Genomic DNA, 16763 nt, shown 5'->3' on the forward strand with positions numbered 1-16763 from the left:
GGTATGCCCGGCCCAGGCCACAAGCATGGCGAGAACAAGCGCGATTACCACCGTGGTTGTCAGTGTTCTGCTGAACATAGCGTTCTGGATTCAACTCGTTTTGTAGGGCTTTGATGCGTTTGACCATATCCCCATGGGGGGGATAGGATGCCAGCGTAATTCATTGAGGCCTGAGGCTCAAGTCATGAGTGAGCACGAACACAACCATCCCCATACCCACCAAAGTCATGAGGCGATCATCAAGCGTCTCAAGCGGGCGGACGGCCATTTACGCGGCATCATCACCATGATTGAAGAGGGGCGTCAGTGCGTGGACATCGCCCAACAGCTGCATGCGGTTGAAAAAGCCGTGTGCCAAGCCAAGCGCACGCTCATTCAGGATCACATCGATCACTGCCTGGAGGACACTGTCTCGGCCTTGAACAACGGCGAGCGTGCGCCGCTGGAAGCTTTCAAGCAAATCACCAAGTACCTCTAGGTCTGACATGCCCAACTTCGCTGAACTGCTACAACAAGGCGGGGCTCACGCCTGGCTGTATTTCCCGAGCGCTATTCTGCTCGGTGCCTTGCATGGCCTGGAACCGGGCCATTCAAAAACCATGATGGCGGCCTTCATCGTAGCCATTCGTGGTTCTGTCAAACAGGCCGTTTTGTTGGGCTTGGCCGCGACGCTGTCGCACACCGCAGTTGTCTGGTTGGTCGCCATCGGTGGCATGTACTTGGGCAAAGGCCTGGACGCGCAAACCACCGAGCCGTACTTCCAGCTTGCGTCTTCTGCACTGATCATCCTAATTGCGCTGTGGATGCTGTGGCGTACCTGGCGCGGTGAGCAGATGTTCAAGTTCGAGCAAGGTGATGATCACCACCACGGCGAGCATGACCATGGCCATCATGATGAGACCCATCGAATCGATACTGGTCATGGTCGTGTTGAACTGTCGATCTTCGAAGAAGGCGTGCCACCGCACTGGCGCCTGAAGACATTGACCGGGCACGCGTGGGCAGCCTCAGATGTTCGCCTGATCACTACGCGTCCAGACGGCAGCACCCAATCGTTCTCCTTCGTCAAACGCGAAGGTTTCCTGGAGTCGGTAGTCGATATACCGGAGCCTCATGAATTCAGTGCTCGCCTGAGTCTTGGGCATGCGGGGCACTCCCATGATTATGACTTGGACTACTTGGAGCATGATCACGGGCATTCGCACCCCGAACTGGAAGGTCTGGAATTGTCGATTGACGGCTATCAGGATGCGCACGGACGTGCTCATGCCAACGATATCCGTAAGCGCTTCACCAACCGCGACGTCACCACAGGCCAGATTGTCATGTTCGGCCTGACTGGCGGTCTGATTCCTTGTCCGGCTGCTATCACCGTTCTGTTGCTATGTCTTCAGGTTAAAGAAGTCGCGCTTGGAGGCATGCTCGTTCTGTGCTTCAGCATCGGCTTGGCGCTCACTTTGGTCACTGTCGGTGCTGCGGCAGCTATTGGTGCTAAACAGGCCTCCAATCGGTGGCCTTGGCTGGGCACTGTGGCTCGTCGTGCACCGTACCTCTCCAGCGTGTTGATCATTGGAGTAGGCCTGTACGTGGGTTTCCATGGTTGGATCGGTTTGAACGCATAAGGTATTTGAGTAAAAGGCGAACACGGCTCCGATGGCAGGCCACGCTAACAATTCGTTGAAAAGGATAGGGCGTTGAAGATATTCCTAGATTGCGAATTCACCCAGCTCAATCAGTACTCGAACAGGTAGTGTTGCCGCTGACCGAAAACTGACCCAGTAGAGGCTATTCTGCCGACTGAAAACTGACCCAGGTGTTCAACTGCTTTTGCTCACTTTCCGAGCAGGAGAACACAGGGTGATCAGCATGGAAATGATGGGAGAAATTCGGCGGATGTACTTCCGCGATAAGCTGTCACTGCATCAGATAGCTAAGCGTACCGGGCTGTCGAGAAACACCATTCGAAAATGGGGCAGAGCACCCGAAGCCACTCAGCCGGCGTACCAACGGTGCGCAACCTTCAACATACTCAGTCCATTTCACCAGACGCTGGAGCAGGCGCTCAAGGCCGATTCGTTTCGGGCAAAGCACAACCGCAGGAGCGCCAAAGCACTCTTCGAACAGATCAAGGCCGAGGGTTACGACGGCGGCTACCGCCAGCTCACCGCCTTCATACGCTCGTGGCGCGGTGAGCAAGGCAAATCGTTTCGGGCCTTCGTACTGCTGACCTTTGCACTCGGCGAGGCCTTTCAATTCGACTGGAGCGAAGAAGGTCTGCTGATCGGCGGCCTGTTCCGACGCATCCGGGTCTCCCATATAAAGCTGTGCGCCAGTCGCGCATTTTGGTTGGTTGCGTACCCCAGCCAAGGTCATGAGATGTTGGTCGATGCTCATGCTTGCCAAGTATTACCGGTACTCTCCGAGGGTCTTTATGTTGGTTCCGCTTTTACTGCGCCGGCAGCGCTCCGAGCAGTAGCGCACTTCATCCCAGCAGCGTGCCCATTTCTTCCTCCATGTGAAGGGAAGACCGCAAGTCAGGCAGGTTTTGACTGGGAGCTCAATCTTTTTCAAAACGACTCACCTTCATCTAATTGGGCGAGCAACAATTGGCCGCGTTGCCATAGCGCCTGCTGCTTGGGTTCAGGCATGCGGTCGAGGTTTTTATACATCATGCTCATGCGTTGATTACCACGCAGAAGGTCACCGTGACGCATCAGGAAGTGCCAATAGAGCGAGTTGAACGGGCAGGCGTCATCTGTGGTGCTTTCGCTAACCTTGTAGGCGCAGCCACGGCAATAGTCGGACATGCGCTTTATGTACTGGCCGCTCGCACAGTAAGGCTTGGAGCCCAGGTAACCGTCATCTGCGTGCATGACCATACCCAATGTATTGGGTAGCTCCACCCAGTCGAATGCATCCATGTAGATCGCCAGGTACCACTCGCATACTTGGCTTGGTGCGATACCAGCGAGCAGGGCGAAATTACCGGTCACCATCAGCCTTTGGATATGGTGAGCGTAGGCATGCTTAAGACTTTGACCTATTGCCTGGCGCATGCAGTTCATCTGCGTTTCGCCTGTCCAGTAAAACTCTGGAAGCGACCTGGTGTTACCGAACACATTTCCTTCGGCGTAGCCAGGCATCCTAAGCCAGTAGACGCCACGGACGTACTCTCGCCAGCCGATCAGTTGTCGAATAAAGCCTTCAGCAGCGTTGAGTGCAATGCTGCCCGACCAGTACGCTGACTCCACATCGCTGCAAAGCTGACGAAGATCGAGTAGTCCAATATTTAGCGCAGCGCTTATACGGGCATGAAACAGGAAAGGCTCATCGCTAGCCATGGCGTCTTGATAGTCGCCGAAGGCTGCCAAGCCCCAGTCGAGGAAGTAATCCCATAGAGCCTGAGCTTCGGCGTGGTTTACCGGGTAGTCGAACGTGTCGAGGGCGCCGTAGTGGCTGGAGAAGTGTTTGGCCACCAAGGCAATAACATCCTGGGTGATTGCGTCTGGCTTAAAACAGGCGGGTGATGGAGGCCTCACCCCCTTAGGTAGAGCTTTGCGGTTTTCCGCATCAAAGTTCCACGCGCCTCCTACCGGGCTGCCGTCGCCATTGAGTAACAATCTGCTCTTGCGGCGCATCTCACGGTAAAATAGCTCCATGCGCAGCTGCTTTTTGCCTTTCGCCCAGTTTGAGAACTCGGTACGAGTGCATAGAAAGCGAGCATCGCTATGCCACTGTATCGGTAAGCCACATTCCTTGAGCGATTGCTCCAAGCGCCAGTCACCGCACTCTGTCATGTATATTTCACTTGGCTTCAAAAGTACTTGCCAGCGATGCAACTCGCTCGGCACCGATCCTCTGTTGTTCGGATCAGTCAGCGTGACGTAGTGCACTCGGACTCCACGCCGGCGGAGAGCCTCGGCGAAATGTCGCATGGCACTGAAGATCAGGGCGATTTTTTGCGGATGATGGGGTACATGGCTGGCCTCCTCCATCACCTCGACCAGAAGCACTGTATCGCTCTCGATATCCAGGCCTTGCAGGGAGGCTAGGTCGAAAGATAATTGGTCGCCCAAGACAAGGCACAAACGCTGAGTCGCATTCATCAATCAGAGTCCATTTGATTCGGTCGCTCGTAAAGACCCAAAGCTTTACACTCTCAACCGTCAAGTAGCCGTTGATAGGGTATTTCAGTTGCGTTGAGCGGTGGGGGAGGCAAGTCGGATTTCATCGAGCTCGTTCCAAGGACGATATCCGGCCAGCATTGAGGGGCATTTGGGATTGTGAGGAAAATCGTTCCCTCTATCGAGCTCAGGCTGCATCGCCCTGCATGACCTGCACGTGATAGTGCCCTGTGATAGACACCAATTTTTGTGCCAAGTGACGAGTCGTTCTGAGGGAGTCATGGTGATCGAAAGGTCGAAGATAAGTTATACAACCATAGTATCTTGTATAGTTTTTTGCGAGCGTTGTTCATCGGCTTATGACTTTTTCGCGTTATACGACACAATGAGAAACACAATGGATTACACCCACATTTGCACCAAAAAAGACGGCGAACCTTACTCGCTGGAATTTGCTCAATACGGTGTGCTGCAAAATAAAATGTGTTGAACAACAAGGGCCCTGAAAGGGCCCGTTTTTTGTGGGCGTCTAAATTTCACACCCTGCGTATATGACCTTAAATGCAGCTTCCACCCTATCTCGACCCCTGGTGCGATTCCGCGTAAGCGTCTGGCGAAGTCAGCTGCCCGATCTAAACTACAAGGGCGATGGCGTCAGGAAGTCGTGTTTACCCGACGCTTACAGTTAAACGGCCATCGCTATAATTAGTCATCTCATCAATCGCTACCTGCCGATACCGCGTTCAGCCGCTGATTTTTTCCAAGGCCACTAAAATACGCTTAGCTCCATCCGGTTCACCGGCTGACTTCAGTTCGCTAGCCACTTGGTGCAGCTGCTGTACTGTCAGGCCAACATTCATGCTGATCTTCAGATGCGACTCCAGCTGCGGCTCTAACCCTGGCATAGCGGCGATGGCTCCTACCGTGGCCAGTTCCCGATCAGCCCACTCAAGGTTGTCGCGTGCGAAAATATCGCCAAACAGGTGGCCCTTCAGAAACTGATCAATGGCCGGGGCGAAGTCGAACAGCGGGCCTGACACCGGCACGCCCAACAGACGGGTTTGATTGTCGGTGCCTAGATCGAGCAAAGCGCGCCCCGAGGGAACAGGGCCAGGATCGCGCCCCGGCGCATCATGAACGCCCCGAGCGACGCGCTCTTGCAGGACTTTCATTAACAGTGACAGGGCATTTAGGCTGCGCGGGAACCCGGCATAGGCATAGAGTTGAACCAAGATTTCCTTGCTCTCGCTAATCGTCAGCCCGGCATCGAGACCACGATTGAGCGCGTCGTGCAAACGGGGCATATCGCCGACCGCCATGCTGGCGCCAATTGGAGCAATGGCCTGTTGCTTGGTGGTTAAAGTCTGCTCACGCACTATTTGTAGCTCCGGTTTATGGGAGGTATTGGCGCTGGATACCTGGGCCCAGGCGAAACTGGTTAGGATTACGACGGTCAGCGCCCCAACCTGACGTGGCAGCGCTTACTTGGCTGGGTACTGTTCATCGCTCACTTTCTCCATCCAACTGACGTTGTTGCCGTTCTTCGTGCCGGTGATAGCCATGTGCGTCATGGCAGTCAATGGCGCGGCGCCATGCCAGTGCTTAACCCCCGGCGGGCACCACAGCACATCACCTGGACGTAATTCCTGCACGGCTTTTCCCCATTCCTGAGTACGTCCTACCCCCGCTGTCACGACCAGATATTGTCCGGCAGGATGCGTGTGCCAAGCCGAACGAGCACTAGGCTCAAAGGTGACGTAGACCGCTGAGGTGTTGAGGTCGGCGGTTACGGAAGTCAATGGGTCAACCCGAACGCGGCCAGTGAAATAATCAGCAGGCCCTGTCATCGAGGCTTGCTCTCCCGCACGAGTGATTTGCTGACCAGTCGGGTTCTGCTCGGCCGCGACGGCTGGCCCGAAATACGTGCCAGTGAACAGCGCCAGTGCAGCGAGGGTTGAAGCGGAGCGTTTGGGCGTCATTGAAAACTCCTGTATCAAAGTTCAAGTGTGGGTCTGACGTGCAGCGCTTGAGTAGTTCTGGTCGCGTTAACTTTCATCCCTAGTCAATGGAAAATGTCACCCGTACATCTTTGCTGCCCAGGGCCTTGGCAAGGCCTGACGAGTTGTCGATTTGACCGAGTCGGGAATAGGAGTAGGACGAGGTAAAGGTTTTATAAAAGACCACTAAGGTGTCGGCGCCGTACAAGAGCAAATCGCCGGTGTGGATGGTGCCTGGCCTGTGGTCTTGAGTGGGTAACGGCTGCTCCAATGTGGCGTACTTTTCGTTGTTGTGCAGCTCGATCATGTCCAGTCTAAGCGGCAATCGGGCGACAAGCTCCCGAGTGGTCGGGTTGTCTTCAAGGGCTACGGCGAAACGCCGTTGGCCGACGGTCATCCACATCGTAGTGTTCTCCATACTTACTGGTGGGCCTATGAGATCCCTAGCGGCGGCGAGGGGTGAAGCAGATAGGGCCAATGGCATCACTGCCGCCAGGCAGAAGCCCTTCCAGCCTTGAAAGTAATCGGTGCTCAGACTAGGCGTATGCATGGCCTTGCTCCGTCGAGTGGATGGGTCACCGGGTATGCGGCACCGGCGAGCGGGAGGTCAGAAAGGTCAACAAGGCGGCTAGCATCAGTAGCGCTGCGCTGGCGATGAAAGTGCTCTGGTAGCCGAGAGTGTCAAACAGTACGCCGCCCACGATGGAACCCACTGCGATGGCCAGCTGCACGATTGCCACCATCAGTCCACCGCCCGCCTCGGCGTGATTTGGCAAAGCGTGCGCGATCCAACTCCACCAGCCGACTGGCGCTGCCGTCGCGATAAATCCCCAAAGCCCCAGCAGCACCGCCACGGCGATAACCCAAGTGCCAGCAGGAATCAGCGCCAAAGCAATCACGGCCATCAGCAGTGAGATAGTACTCAGGATTCCGTACAGGCTGCGTTTCAGCACCACGCCGATCATCGTCGTGCCACAAAAGCCAGCTATGCCGATCACCAATAGCAGCAGAGAAAGGGTCGGCACGTTGACCAGGGTGACTGTTTCCAGAAACGGGCGCAGGTAAGTGAGCAGCGCAAACTGGCCCATAAAAAACAGGCCGCTGGCGGCCATGCCCAGTGCCACCGTGCGATTTTTCAGCAGTTTGAAAACATTGCCAGCACCTGGCGAGCGCTCCTGCGTTGCCATACTTGGCAGGCTGATCCATTGCCAGACCAGGGCAATCAGCGCCACCGGAACCAAGCAGAAAAATGCACCACGCCAACCTACTACTGAACCCAGATAACTGCCCAGTGGCGCTGCCACCACTGTCGCCAGGGCGTTGCCGCTGTTGAAAACAGCCAGCGCCCTGGGCACCTGAGCGGCCGGAACCAGGCGCATCGCGGTGGCTGCCGACATCGACCAGAAACCGCCAATCACCACGCCAATCAGGGCACGCCCAACCATGTAGATCAGGTAGTTCGGTGCAAGTGCCACAACGGCGCCCGATACAGCCATCAAGCCAGTTAGCGCCAGAAGCAGCGTCTTTCTATTTACGGTGCCGGCGATCCAGCTGATGGACAGGCTGGCCAACACTGCAAACGCGCCAGAGATGGCAAGCCCTTGGCCCGCCAAGCCTTGGCTGACCTGCAGGTCGTCTGCCAATGGAGTCAGCAGGCTGACTGGCATGAACTCCGATGCGATCAGTGCGAACACGCACAATGTCATCGCATAAACGCCGCCCCAGTGACCAGCACGCGTGCCTGTTTCGCTGGCTGAGGTGGCGCCCAAGCGGGTATCAGCGCAAGTGTTATTCATCGTGGGGTTGATTAGCCTTGGGGGTGCCTGCCGGTTGCTTCAGGTGGTTCTGGAAGAACTGGGTCAGCTTGGCGAAAGGAATCAGATCTACCCGGTCATACAGATCGACATGGCCGGTGTTGGGCACAATGACCAACTCTTTAGGTTCACCCGCCAGGCGGAACGCCTCTTCGCTGAACTCGCGGGAGTGGGCGTTTTCACCTGTGATAAACAACATCGGGCGGGGCGAAATACTCTCGATATCTACGAATGGGTAGAAATTCATGAACTTGGTGCTGCTGCTCAGCGTCGGGCGGGTGGTCTGCTGGGATGTGGAGTTTGTCGGGGTGAATTCGCCACGCGGGGTGCGGTAGAAGTCAAAGAACTCACGCTGAATGGGGTGGGTGTCGGCATTGAGCTCCTGCACGGTGCCGCCGGTATATTCGATCTTGCCGCCTGTGAATTCCACATAACGCTGTTCGGCCGCAGCTGCGATGACCTGCTTGCGCTGCTCAAGCGTTTGCGAATGCTTGAGACCGTTGCGGTTGGCGGCGCCCATATCGTACATGCTGACAGTGGCGATGGCTTTCATGCGCGGGTCGATCTTGGCCGCGCTGATCACAAAGCTACCGCTGCCACAGATACCCAGCACGCCGATGCGCTGACGGTCGATAAAGGGCCGCGTGCCGAGATAATCCACGGCGGCGCTGAAGTCCTCGGCGTACATGTCCGGCAGCACCGCATTGCGTGGCATGCCTTCGCTTTCGCCCCAGAACGACAAATCCAGCGCCAGGGTGACGAAGCCTTGTTCCGCAAGTTTTTGCGCATACAGGTTGGAGCTTTGCTCCTTCACCGCGCCCATCGGGTGGCCCACGATAATCGCCGGGCTACGAGCGGCGTTGTCCAGGCCTTTAGGGATGAACAGATTACCCACCACATTGAGTTGGTACTGATTTTTGAAGCTGACCTTTTGCACGGTCACCTTGTCACTTTTGAAGAAATTGTCTGCACCGTTGGACATATCGGCTCCTAACGCGGTGAATGAACTGAGTAGAAACCCGAGCATTACGAGAAGTCTTTTCATGGGGTGTCCTTTTCAGCGGAAGCTAACGGCGACGCAGGCTATTAGCATGAGGCTCGGCCCTCTTCAGGCAGAGGGGTTGGGATGCCAGCTATTGTTGCCCAGTAACGAGATTTTGATTAGCTTATGAGTGCTTAATGCGGATATAAGGAGGCCTAATCAATCGTTGGAGTGCTATCTCTATGGCTAAACACAATTTCAACGATCTGCTGGCCTTTGTGGTCGTGGCGCGCGTGGGCAGTTTTACCCGCGCTGCGGTGCAACTTGGGGTAACCCAATCGGCAGTGAGTCAGGTGGTTTCGGCCCTGGAAGCACGTCTGAAAATTCGCTTGCTTACCCGCACCACGCGCAGCGTTTCTCTGACTACGGCGGGTGAGCGGCTGCTGGAAGCGGTGGGCCATCGCTTTGATGAAATCGAAGCCGAAGTGCAAGCTTTGACCGAGCTGCGCGACAAGCCGGCCGGCACGGTACGAATTACCTGCGGTGACAACATCATCAAGACCACGCTGCTACCCAAGCTGACACCGCTGCTGCAGATGTACCCGGATATCAAGCTGGAATTCGATATCAACTATGGCTTTCGCGATATTGTCGCCGACCGCTTCGATGCCGGTGTGCGCTTCAGCGGGACGGTCGCCCAAGACATGATTGCCGTGCCCATTGGCCCGGCTATACGAATGGCAGTAGTGGCAGCGCCAAGCTACTTCGCACAAAACCATGTGCCTGAACACCCTCGCGATCTGGCAGCACATCGCTGCATCGACATACGTTTCCCCACCTATGACGGCATGGACGCGTGGGAATTCGAACGCCAGGGCAAGAAACTGAAAGTGCGGGTAGACGGCCAACTGGTATTTAACTCCACCACCCATATCGCCGATGCAGCGGTGAGCGGGCTGGGCATCGCTTACTTGCCCGAGGACGAGTTTGCCTTGCAACTGGCTCAAGGGCAGCTGGTTCGGGTGCTGGAAGACTGGTGTGAGCCTTTCGGCGGTTTTCACCTGTACTACCCCAGCCGCCGGCAACCTTCCCAGGCATTTTCGCTGGTCGTTGATGCATTACGGGTGGATCGCTTGCCACCAGATGACAGCCTGACTGCCACGGATGCGTGACCACGACGATTCGGGCGAGCACTCGGGGTAACGCCTGGCGTTTGCAAGAAATGCAAGTAATCAAGGCCATTCATGATGGGCGGCGCATCGCACAGGAAGAAGATGCATTGGCTTCCGTAACGACCCGCTGCCAAATGGTGTCAAGCACGATAGCGCAACGCATCCACAAGGAGGCTGAAAGCCTGGGTGGGTTGGCGTCGACTTGGGTAGTAGAGGTGATACCCAGAAAACGGCGGGCACCAGTCGTCAAGGACGAATAAAGCTTCCAAGTTCGATATCCAATTTCACCTGCTCCTCAGGGAGATGTACGAGGCCTTGACCTGATCGAGCACCCAACAAAATAAGTGAGGCAGTTCCAAAAACGAGCTGACCGTCCACATGGACGTTTACAGACCTACCATCTTTTTCGCATTCCCGAGCATACAGTCCAAACGTGACGATGGTGCCAAGCGCTCGACCGGGTGCTGCTGCCTGGTAGATATTGTCGATGCGAACTGAGCCAGCGTGGGTGTGATGATGGCTCGGCTTTCCGGTACTTATCCATTGAATCAGATTAAGGCTTCGCGTTTTACCGGAGCGTCGCCTATTTATTCAAGTCGAGGACGCCCTATGGCCAACGGTCGGGGTTGGCCAACTCACGTTAGGCAGCGTTTCATATTCGGGCTTTGCGAACAGATAGCCTTGATAGAAGTTAATGCCCAGGGCTAGTAACTGCTGTAGTTCAGCATTGGTCTCTACGCCCTCTGCAATCACGTCAATATTGAGCGCTATACATACACCGAGGATGCCTTTGACGATCGCCTGTCTTACCGGGTCAGTGCAGATGCTGCGTACCAGTGCCATGTCCAATTTGATGATGTCGGGTTGAAACTCTGCCAGCAGATTGAGCCCCGAGTATCCAGCACCGAAATCATCTATGGCTGTCTTGAAGCCTTTAAGGCGATATTCTCGAATGATGCTTTTTAGATGTTCCTTGTCCACCAGTTCTTCGTTTTCGGTGATCTCAAAAATCAGCCTTTCTGTGGGAAATCCAAACCTGCGAGCAGCTTCAAGCGTCGCACGAATGCACGTGGCTGCTTGATATACCGCATTGGGTAAGAAGTTGATGCTGACAAAGCAGGGTATTTGCAAGCGTGAAGCAAGCTCAACAGCCTTGACTCGACATGCTTGGTCAAAGGCATAACGGTTCTGTTCGTTTACCTTTCCAAGAATGGCAGCGGCACCACTGCCATCGCAGCCACGTACCAAAGCCTCGTAGGCAAAAATACTGTTGTCACGCAGATCTACGATTGGCTGGAACGCCATACTGAACTCAAAATCCAGTTCTTTGCCCTCTCTACAGGAACTACAAGGAGGGACTGGTCGTGATTTTTCGTTCATTCAAAACCTATTTTTCAATAACTATCAATGTGTCGATCAAACCAAGATTTTGCACATGCTGCAAGGCTGAATCATCGTGCTAATGTCGACGCGAAATTGCTGATCGCGTGTACGACTTGGCGAGCACTATCCTGAATATCTAGGATCACTTGACCGGCCTCACCGGCTAATTTGACGCCTTGTTCTGCCTTGTCTTTACTCGCCTCCATCCTGGCCACTGCCCCCTGGGCCAATTCACGATTGTGCTGCACCACCTCGACAATCTTGATGGTGGCTTGGCTTGTGCGCGAAGCCAGATTGCGCACTTCGTCAGCGACCACTGCAAAACCACGACCCTGCTCTCCCGCACGAGCCGCTTCGATGGCTGCGTTTAGCGCTAGAAGATTCGTTTGTTCGGCGATGCCACGGATGGTCTGCACGATGCTGCTGATTACTTCCGACTGCTGACTGACATCATTGATACCTTCGGCGGCGTGATTCAATTCGCCAGCCAGGCTTTGCATGACATCCACTGTCTCCTGTACCACTCGGGCACCTTCGTGTGCTGTATCGTCGGTTTTCAGTGAGGTCTCATAGGCCATGCGTGCGGCTCGTGACTCAGTTTCCTGCTGGAGAACCTGAGCAGTGATATCGCTCGCAAACTTAACTACTTTGTAAAGGCTGCCGTTGGCGTCGAACACCGGATTGTAAGTCGCACGTAACCAGACGGTGTGTCCCTGGTTGTTGAGGCGCTTGAAGTTACCGGAGAAAAATTCGCCGTGATTCAGGCGCTCCCAGAACTGGCAATACTCGTTGGATTCACTTTCGCTACGCTCGCAGAACAGACGATGGTGCTTGCCAACAATCTCATCGAGGCGGTAACCCATCACTGCAAGGAAGTTTTCGTTGGCGCTGATGACTTCTCCCTGCCGGTTGAACTCAATGGTTGCCATGGAACGGTTAATTGCTTTGATTTGGCTCTCCTGCTCTTGTTCCTTCTGCACCCGGGCAGTTACATCAGCAGCAATCTTGACGACCTTAATCACCCGTCCAGAGGTGTCGCGAACAGGGTTATAACTGGCCTCCAACCAGATCTCACGCCCCTGTTTGTCCAGGCGCAGGTAGCGGTTATTTATGGACTCACCATTACCCAGGCGTGACCAAAAACCTTCATAAGCGACGCTGTTGGCGTATTTCGGTGTACAGAATATGCGGTGATGCCGGGAGTGGATTTCCTCAAGGCGATAGCCCATTACTCTCAGGAAATTGCTATTGGCGCCGAGGATCGTGCCATCAGGTTGGAACTCAATCAGAGCCATGGAGCCACCTAATGCTGCGAGGGTAGCTTCGCAGTCAGCCAAGCGCTGCTGGCTGACGGCCAATTCTTTTTTGATTTGCGAGTTGAACATACGTACCTCAGTGGATATGGGGCTGCATGGCACGTCTATCAAGTTAACGCAAAACCTATACAAAGCAAGACTCTCTGTACAAGAATTTTCGATGTCAAGCACGAGGCGTGCATGTTGATCGCGGAGTAATGCGTTGATCTGGTGGGGGATTGAGTATCGGCAATTGACTGTCGGGTTACGCAGCTGTCACATAATCGGCAGAGCACTCTATGTCCGACTGAAAGGGGCGCACGGATTGCGCCTTAAGTCATTTTAGTAGCCGCAATCCCTGAAGCTTGCAGTGCGCTAGCTCCAAAGCGCGGCTTCAAGTCCATCACGACAGATGTCGACAAATCGTGGTAGGGACTGATTGGCGCTTCTGCGCAGGACATCGATTTCTAAGCGCAGAGCGGGCATTCGTCGTCAAAGTAAAGTGTCACCGACTTCTGATCAGTCTTATGCGCATGACAAGATCTTGTATAGGTTTTTATCAAGTACGCCCAGGAACAGACTGAGGATGGGCGCTATTCTTTCCACCGTGAAATCGACCGCATGCCCTTATCTCAGCATGACTAATCGGGGGGATAAGCGGCCTGCAATTCATGGTCAAGGATCAGAAAGGTGCTGTCACCGGCATCACCCCCCTGTAACGTGAATCAAGCCTAAGGAGTGAGCGTGCTATTGCTGACGGTTTTGATACCGAAAAGTTAAGCGACAGTGCCGCCCTTTCGAGTAGGGCGGCTGTCCTCACCTTCGAGCGGCATCCATTTAGTACTGCTTAAGCATCAATTTCCTCGGTAGGTGGAGAAGCCATAGGGGCTGAGAAGCAACGGGATGTGGTAGTGCGGGACGGTTCCGTCCACCTCAAAAATGACGGGTACCTCCGGAAAGAAGCTGGACGTTTTGTGCGCCTTGAACCACTCACCGGTTTTGAAGGTGACACGGTAGGTACCTTTCTCCAGACCCCGTCCTTCCGGATACAGCCCGGTGATACGACCTTGTTCGTTGGTTGCCGCGCTGTTGAGCATGTCCCAGTTTTTCCCATCCTGTTTTTCCAGCGTGACATTCACTCCAGGGGAGGGCAGGCCATCCTGCAAATTGAGTACGTGCACGCTCAATGGATTTGCTGTCGCTGATGCAAGGGTAGAGAGGGCACTCAATACAGCGCCAGCGAAGAAACGTTTCAATACAGTCATGGTGATGTCCTTAGTTTTTAGCCGCAGGTAAAACTTTGTTGATAGCGAGCTCTGCACAACCTTCATCGTTTGCAGCACCGCCTGCACCGGCCACTCCGATGGCGCCGATGACCTGACCATCGAATTTCAATGGCACGCCTCCGCCGAGCAGCAACAGTTCATCAAGGGTGTTGAGGTTTTCCGCATCCGGATTCGCGCGAGCGCGTTCAGCTAACAACCGCGTCGAAGTCTTGGTCGACAGGGCGGTATAGGCTTTGCGTTGCGCGGCTAACGTGTTGTGCGGGCCGACATTGTCATCGCGTTGCACGGCAACCAGATTGCCACCTCGGTCAACAACGGCGGCAACGGCTGTGCGGCCATCGGCGTGACAGGCTGTCAGCGCGGCATTAAGCAAATCGTTGGCCATTGCCAGTGACACGTCCTTGCGCTGCGCAACTTGATCCGGGGCTGCAACGGCGAATGCAGAGTTCATTGCGAGTGTGATCAGCAATGAAGTCGATAGGCTTGTACGCATGCTGTTTCCTTGTTGAGTCTGGCTGAGTCAATGCCAGACATCATGAACAGCGCACCCCGTCAGAATGATTGCCTCCTGATTACCAATATGTAATGTGAGAAATCAACGAAGCGGGCTAGCCTGTGCTCCAGTCCTGGAGGAAAAAATGCGTATCCTGGTGGTTGAAGATGAAACGAAAATGGCGGATTACCTGCGCAAAGCCCTTACTGAATCGGGCTATGTCGTAGAGGTCGCCCTTGATGGGCTGGATGGCCAGCATTTGGCACAGGAGAGTGAGTTCGATCTGATCATTCTAGATGTCATGCTGCCCGGGTTGGATGGCTGGCAATTGCTGCAAATCATCCGGCGCAAGTGGCAGACCCCGGTGCTGTTTCTCACCGCACGTGATTCGGTGGATGATCGGGTCAAAGGGCTGGAGTTGGGGGCCGATGATTATCTAGTGAAACCCTTTTCCTATGCCGAGTTACTGGCACGCGTGCGCACTTTGCTGCGCCGTGGCCCGCCTCGTGAGGTTGAGCATTTTGTGGCTGGCGACCTTAGTCTGGACTTGTTGCGACGCAGGGTAACGCGCAACGGCGAGCGCCTCACTCTGACCAACAAGGAGTTTGCCTTACTGCATCTGCTGCTCAGTCGTGAAGGGGAGGTGCTATCGCGCTCGCTGATTGCCTCACAGATCTGGCAAATGAACTTTGACAGTGACACCAATGTGGTCGATGTCGCTATCCGGCGACTGCGGGCCAAGGTTGACGATCCATATTCACTTAAGTTGATACACACAGTGCGTGGTATCGGTTACATGCTCGAGGTGCAATCCTGAAACTGTTTCCGCGCACCCTGAGCCTGCGCCTGGCGATCATGTTCGCACTGGTCAGCACGCTGTTACTGGGCTCCATTGGTTTTTATCTTTATCAATCGTTGCAGCGAGAGATTGCCTGGCGCGATGACCAGGCCTTGCTGGGGCGCCTGGAGCGAATGCAAGCATTGATCAGCGATAGCGACAGCATCGAGCAACTGCGAGGTCGGCCCAAGCTCTACGAAAACATGTTGGGCAATCGCGACAGTCTGCTATGGATCGTCGATGACACTGGCAAGGTGTTAATCGAAATCAACCCAGTGCATATGACATTGCCAACGTTGATCGCTGCACCCCAGGCTCGCCTCGTTGACGATCACTCTACCGAGTCAGTGCGGCTTGCCTGGCAGGATGTCACACAGGATGATCGCGGCTTGACCCTGATTGCTGGCAAGTTGTTGGGGGAGCGCGACCAGATGCTGGGGGCTTACCGACTCAAGCTCTGGCTGGCCATGTCAGTGGGGGCGCTGCTGGCTTTCGCATTCGGCTGGTGGGTCAGTCAACGAGGCTTGCACCCAGTGCGCCTGCTGGCCAAGCGTGCTGCCGGAATCGATGTGCAGCATCTGCATCTGCGACTGGATGAGTTCAATGAGCTGAATGAGCTCAAACTGCTCTCTAGTGCCCTTAACCAGATGCTTGCACGCCTTGAGGACGGATTCGCTCAGCTATCACGCTTCTCGGAAGACCTCGCCCATGAGATGCGAACCCCGCTTGGCAACCTGATGGGACATACTCAGCAAGCCCTGAGGCGCAGTCGCTCAATCGAGGACTATCAAAACCTGCTGGTTTCCAATCAGGAAGAGTATGAAAGGCTGGCACGAATGATCGACAGCATGCTGTTTCTTGCTCGTACCGAGCAGCCAAATGCTTGTGTAAAATTCGAGCACATCGACCTGCACGATCTGATTGAGCAGCTATGTGAGTATTTCGAAGGCGTGGCGCAAGAGCGAGATGTGCAACTGATAAACCAGACCCGGGATCAGTTGCGGGGTGATCCAGGCTTGATCCGTCGAGCCTTGGCTAATTTGCTGGCCAATGCGCTGCGCTACGCAACTCCCACCTCTGTAGTGACGATCAGCAGCGTGATATCGGACGACACGCTCAAAATCACGGTGCACAACCACGGCGAGCCGATTGCAGCAGAACATCTACCGCGATTGTTTGAGCGCTTTTACCGGTGCGACCCATCACGTAATCAGCCCGACGATTCTGGTGGTCTGGGATTGGCCATTGTGCGCTCAATCATGCAGCTGCATGGTGGTTGTGTAAGCGTTGATAGCACTGAAGCAGGTACAAGCTTTCGCTTGGAGTTTCCTCTTAAAAACACCTGAACTCGAACCGAAGGAATTGCACCTGACACGGCG

Annotated in this window: 16 protein-coding genes and 2 pseudogenes; 6 read left to right on the forward strand and 12 right to left on the reverse strand. The window is 54.8% G+C overall.

All coding sequences use genetic code 11. From position 1 onward, the window contains the following. Positions 1 to 184: 184 nt before the first annotated feature. The 3 genes and pseudogenes from KSS91_RS14325 to KSS91_RS14335 all read left to right on the forward strand — a co-directional run. A complete protein-coding gene (locus tag KSS91_RS14325; RefSeq protein WP_128871858.1) occupies positions 185 to 478 on the forward strand; it encodes a metal-sensing transcriptional repressor in 294 nt (97 codons plus the stop codon). Between the two features lie 7 nt (positions 479 to 485). Further along, positions 486 to 1622: a nickel/cobalt efflux protein RcnA gene (locus KSS91_RS14330; RefSeq protein WP_217835134.1), complete on the forward strand. Its 1137-nt coding sequence runs from the start codon at positions 486 to 488 to the stop codon at positions 1620 to 1622. 244 nt (positions 1623 to 1866) lie between these two features. Next, positions 1867 to 2394: pseudogene (locus KSS91_RS14335) on the forward strand (IS21 family transposase); the annotation flags it as partial. A 12-nt stretch (positions 2395 to 2406) separates the two neighbouring features. Here the strand turns inward: KSS91_RS14335 and KSS91_RS14340 are convergent. The 7 genes from KSS91_RS14340 to KSS91_RS14365 all read right to left on the reverse strand — a co-directional run bounded on the left by KSS91_RS14340 (position 2407) and on the right by KSS91_RS14365 (position 8980). Next, a complete protein-coding gene (locus tag KSS91_RS14340) occupies positions 2407 to 2571 on the reverse strand; it encodes a DUF2256 domain-containing protein (protein WP_217838411.1) in 165 nt (54 codons plus the stop codon). Then, the gene (locus tag KSS91_RS14345; RefSeq protein ID WP_217835135.1) at positions 2568 to 4106 is read right to left on the reverse strand and encodes a cryptochrome/photolyase family protein; all 1539 of its coding nucleotides are present in this window, start codon (positions 4104 to 4106) and stop codon (positions 2568 to 2570) included. Before KSS91_RS14345 ends, KSS91_RS14340 begins: the two co-directional genes overlap by 4 nt. Before the next feature lie 761 nt (positions 4107 to 4867). Continuing rightward, the gene (locus tag KSS91_RS28230; protein WP_225923680.1) at positions 4868 to 5500 is read right to left on the reverse strand and encodes a carboxymuconolactone decarboxylase family protein; all 633 of its coding nucleotides are present in this window, start codon (positions 5498 to 5500) and stop codon (positions 4868 to 4870) included. 105 nt (positions 5501 to 5605) lie between these two features. Beyond that, on the reverse strand, positions 5606 to 6103 hold the full coding sequence (locus KSS91_RS28235) for a (R)-mandelonitrile lyase (RefSeq protein WP_225923681.1): 498 nt from the start codon (positions 6101 to 6103) through the stop codon (positions 5606 to 5608). Positions 6104 to 6182: 79 nt separating this feature from the next. Then, positions 6183 to 6671, reverse strand: coding sequence for a cyclophilin-like fold protein (locus KSS91_RS14355; RefSeq protein WP_225923682.1), 489 nt, complete (start codon positions 6669 to 6671; stop codon positions 6183 to 6185). Between the two features lie 25 nt (positions 6672 to 6696). Beyond that, entirely contained in the window at positions 6697 to 7827 is a 1131-nt protein-coding gene (locus tag KSS91_RS14360) for an MFS transporter (RefSeq protein WP_217838413.1), read from the reverse strand. Positions 7828 to 7909: 82 nt separating this feature from the next. Then, on the reverse strand, positions 7910 to 8980 hold the full coding sequence (locus tag KSS91_RS14365; protein WP_217835136.1) for an alpha/beta hydrolase: 1071 nt from the start codon (positions 8978 to 8980) through the stop codon (positions 7910 to 7912). A gap of 179 nt (positions 8981 to 9159) precedes the next feature. Between KSS91_RS14365 and KSS91_RS14370 the strand changes: the two genes are divergently transcribed. Then, positions 9160 to 10089: a LysR family transcriptional regulator gene (locus KSS91_RS14370; protein ID WP_217835137.1), complete on the forward strand. Its 930-nt coding sequence runs from the start codon at positions 9160 to 9162 to the stop codon at positions 10087 to 10089. 591 nt (positions 10090 to 10680) lie between these two features. Here KSS91_RS14370 and KSS91_RS14375 read toward each other — a convergent pair. The 5 genes and pseudogenes from KSS91_RS14375 to KSS91_RS14390 form a co-directional block, all read right to left on the reverse strand. Beyond that, positions 10681 to 11469 (reverse strand): EAL domain-containing protein, encoded by a 789-nt coding sequence (locus tag KSS91_RS14375; RefSeq protein ID WP_217835138.1) that lies wholly within the window; start codon positions 11467 to 11469, stop codon positions 10681 to 10683. A 71-nt stretch (positions 11470 to 11540) separates the two neighbouring features. Next, positions 11541 to 12050 carry a methyl-accepting chemotaxis protein gene (locus tag KSS91_RS28775; protein WP_225923764.1) on the reverse strand — a complete coding sequence of 170 codons (510 nt, stop codon included), beginning with the start codon at positions 12048 to 12050 and terminating at the stop codon, positions 11541 to 11543. A gap of 33 nt (positions 12051 to 12083) precedes the next feature. After that, positions 12084 to 12857: pseudogene (locus KSS91_RS28780) on the reverse strand (PAS domain-containing protein); the annotation flags it as partial. Between the two features lie 764 nt (positions 12858 to 13621). Beyond that, positions 13622 to 14032, reverse strand: coding sequence for a hydroxyisourate hydrolase (uraH, locus tag KSS91_RS14385; protein ID WP_217835140.1), 411 nt, complete (start codon positions 14030 to 14032; stop codon positions 13622 to 13624). A 10-nt stretch (positions 14033 to 14042) separates the two neighbouring features. Continuing rightward, positions 14043 to 14546: a GlcG/HbpS family heme-binding protein gene (locus KSS91_RS14390; RefSeq protein WP_217835141.1), complete on the reverse strand. Its 504-nt coding sequence runs from the start codon at positions 14544 to 14546 to the stop codon at positions 14043 to 14045. 145 nt (positions 14547 to 14691) lie between these two features. Between KSS91_RS14390 and KSS91_RS14395 the strand changes: the two genes are divergently transcribed. Beyond that, positions 14692 to 15363 carry a heavy metal response regulator transcription factor gene (locus KSS91_RS14395; RefSeq protein WP_130209077.1) on the forward strand — a complete coding sequence of 224 codons (672 nt, stop codon included), beginning with the start codon at positions 14692 to 14694 and terminating at the stop codon, positions 15361 to 15363. Further along, on the forward strand, positions 15360 to 16730 hold the full coding sequence (locus tag KSS91_RS14400; RefSeq protein ID WP_217838414.1) for a heavy metal sensor histidine kinase: 1371 nt from the start codon (positions 15360 to 15362) through the stop codon (positions 16728 to 16730). Before KSS91_RS14395 ends, KSS91_RS14400 begins: the two co-directional genes overlap by 4 nt. Positions 16731 to 16763 lie beyond the last annotated feature (33 nt).

Source organism: Pseudomonas azerbaijanorientalis (assembly GCF_019139795.1).
In the GTDB taxonomy this organism is placed as follows: domain Bacteria; phylum Pseudomonadota; class Gammaproteobacteria; order Pseudomonadales; family Pseudomonadaceae; genus Aquipseudomonas; species Aquipseudomonas laurylsulfatiphila.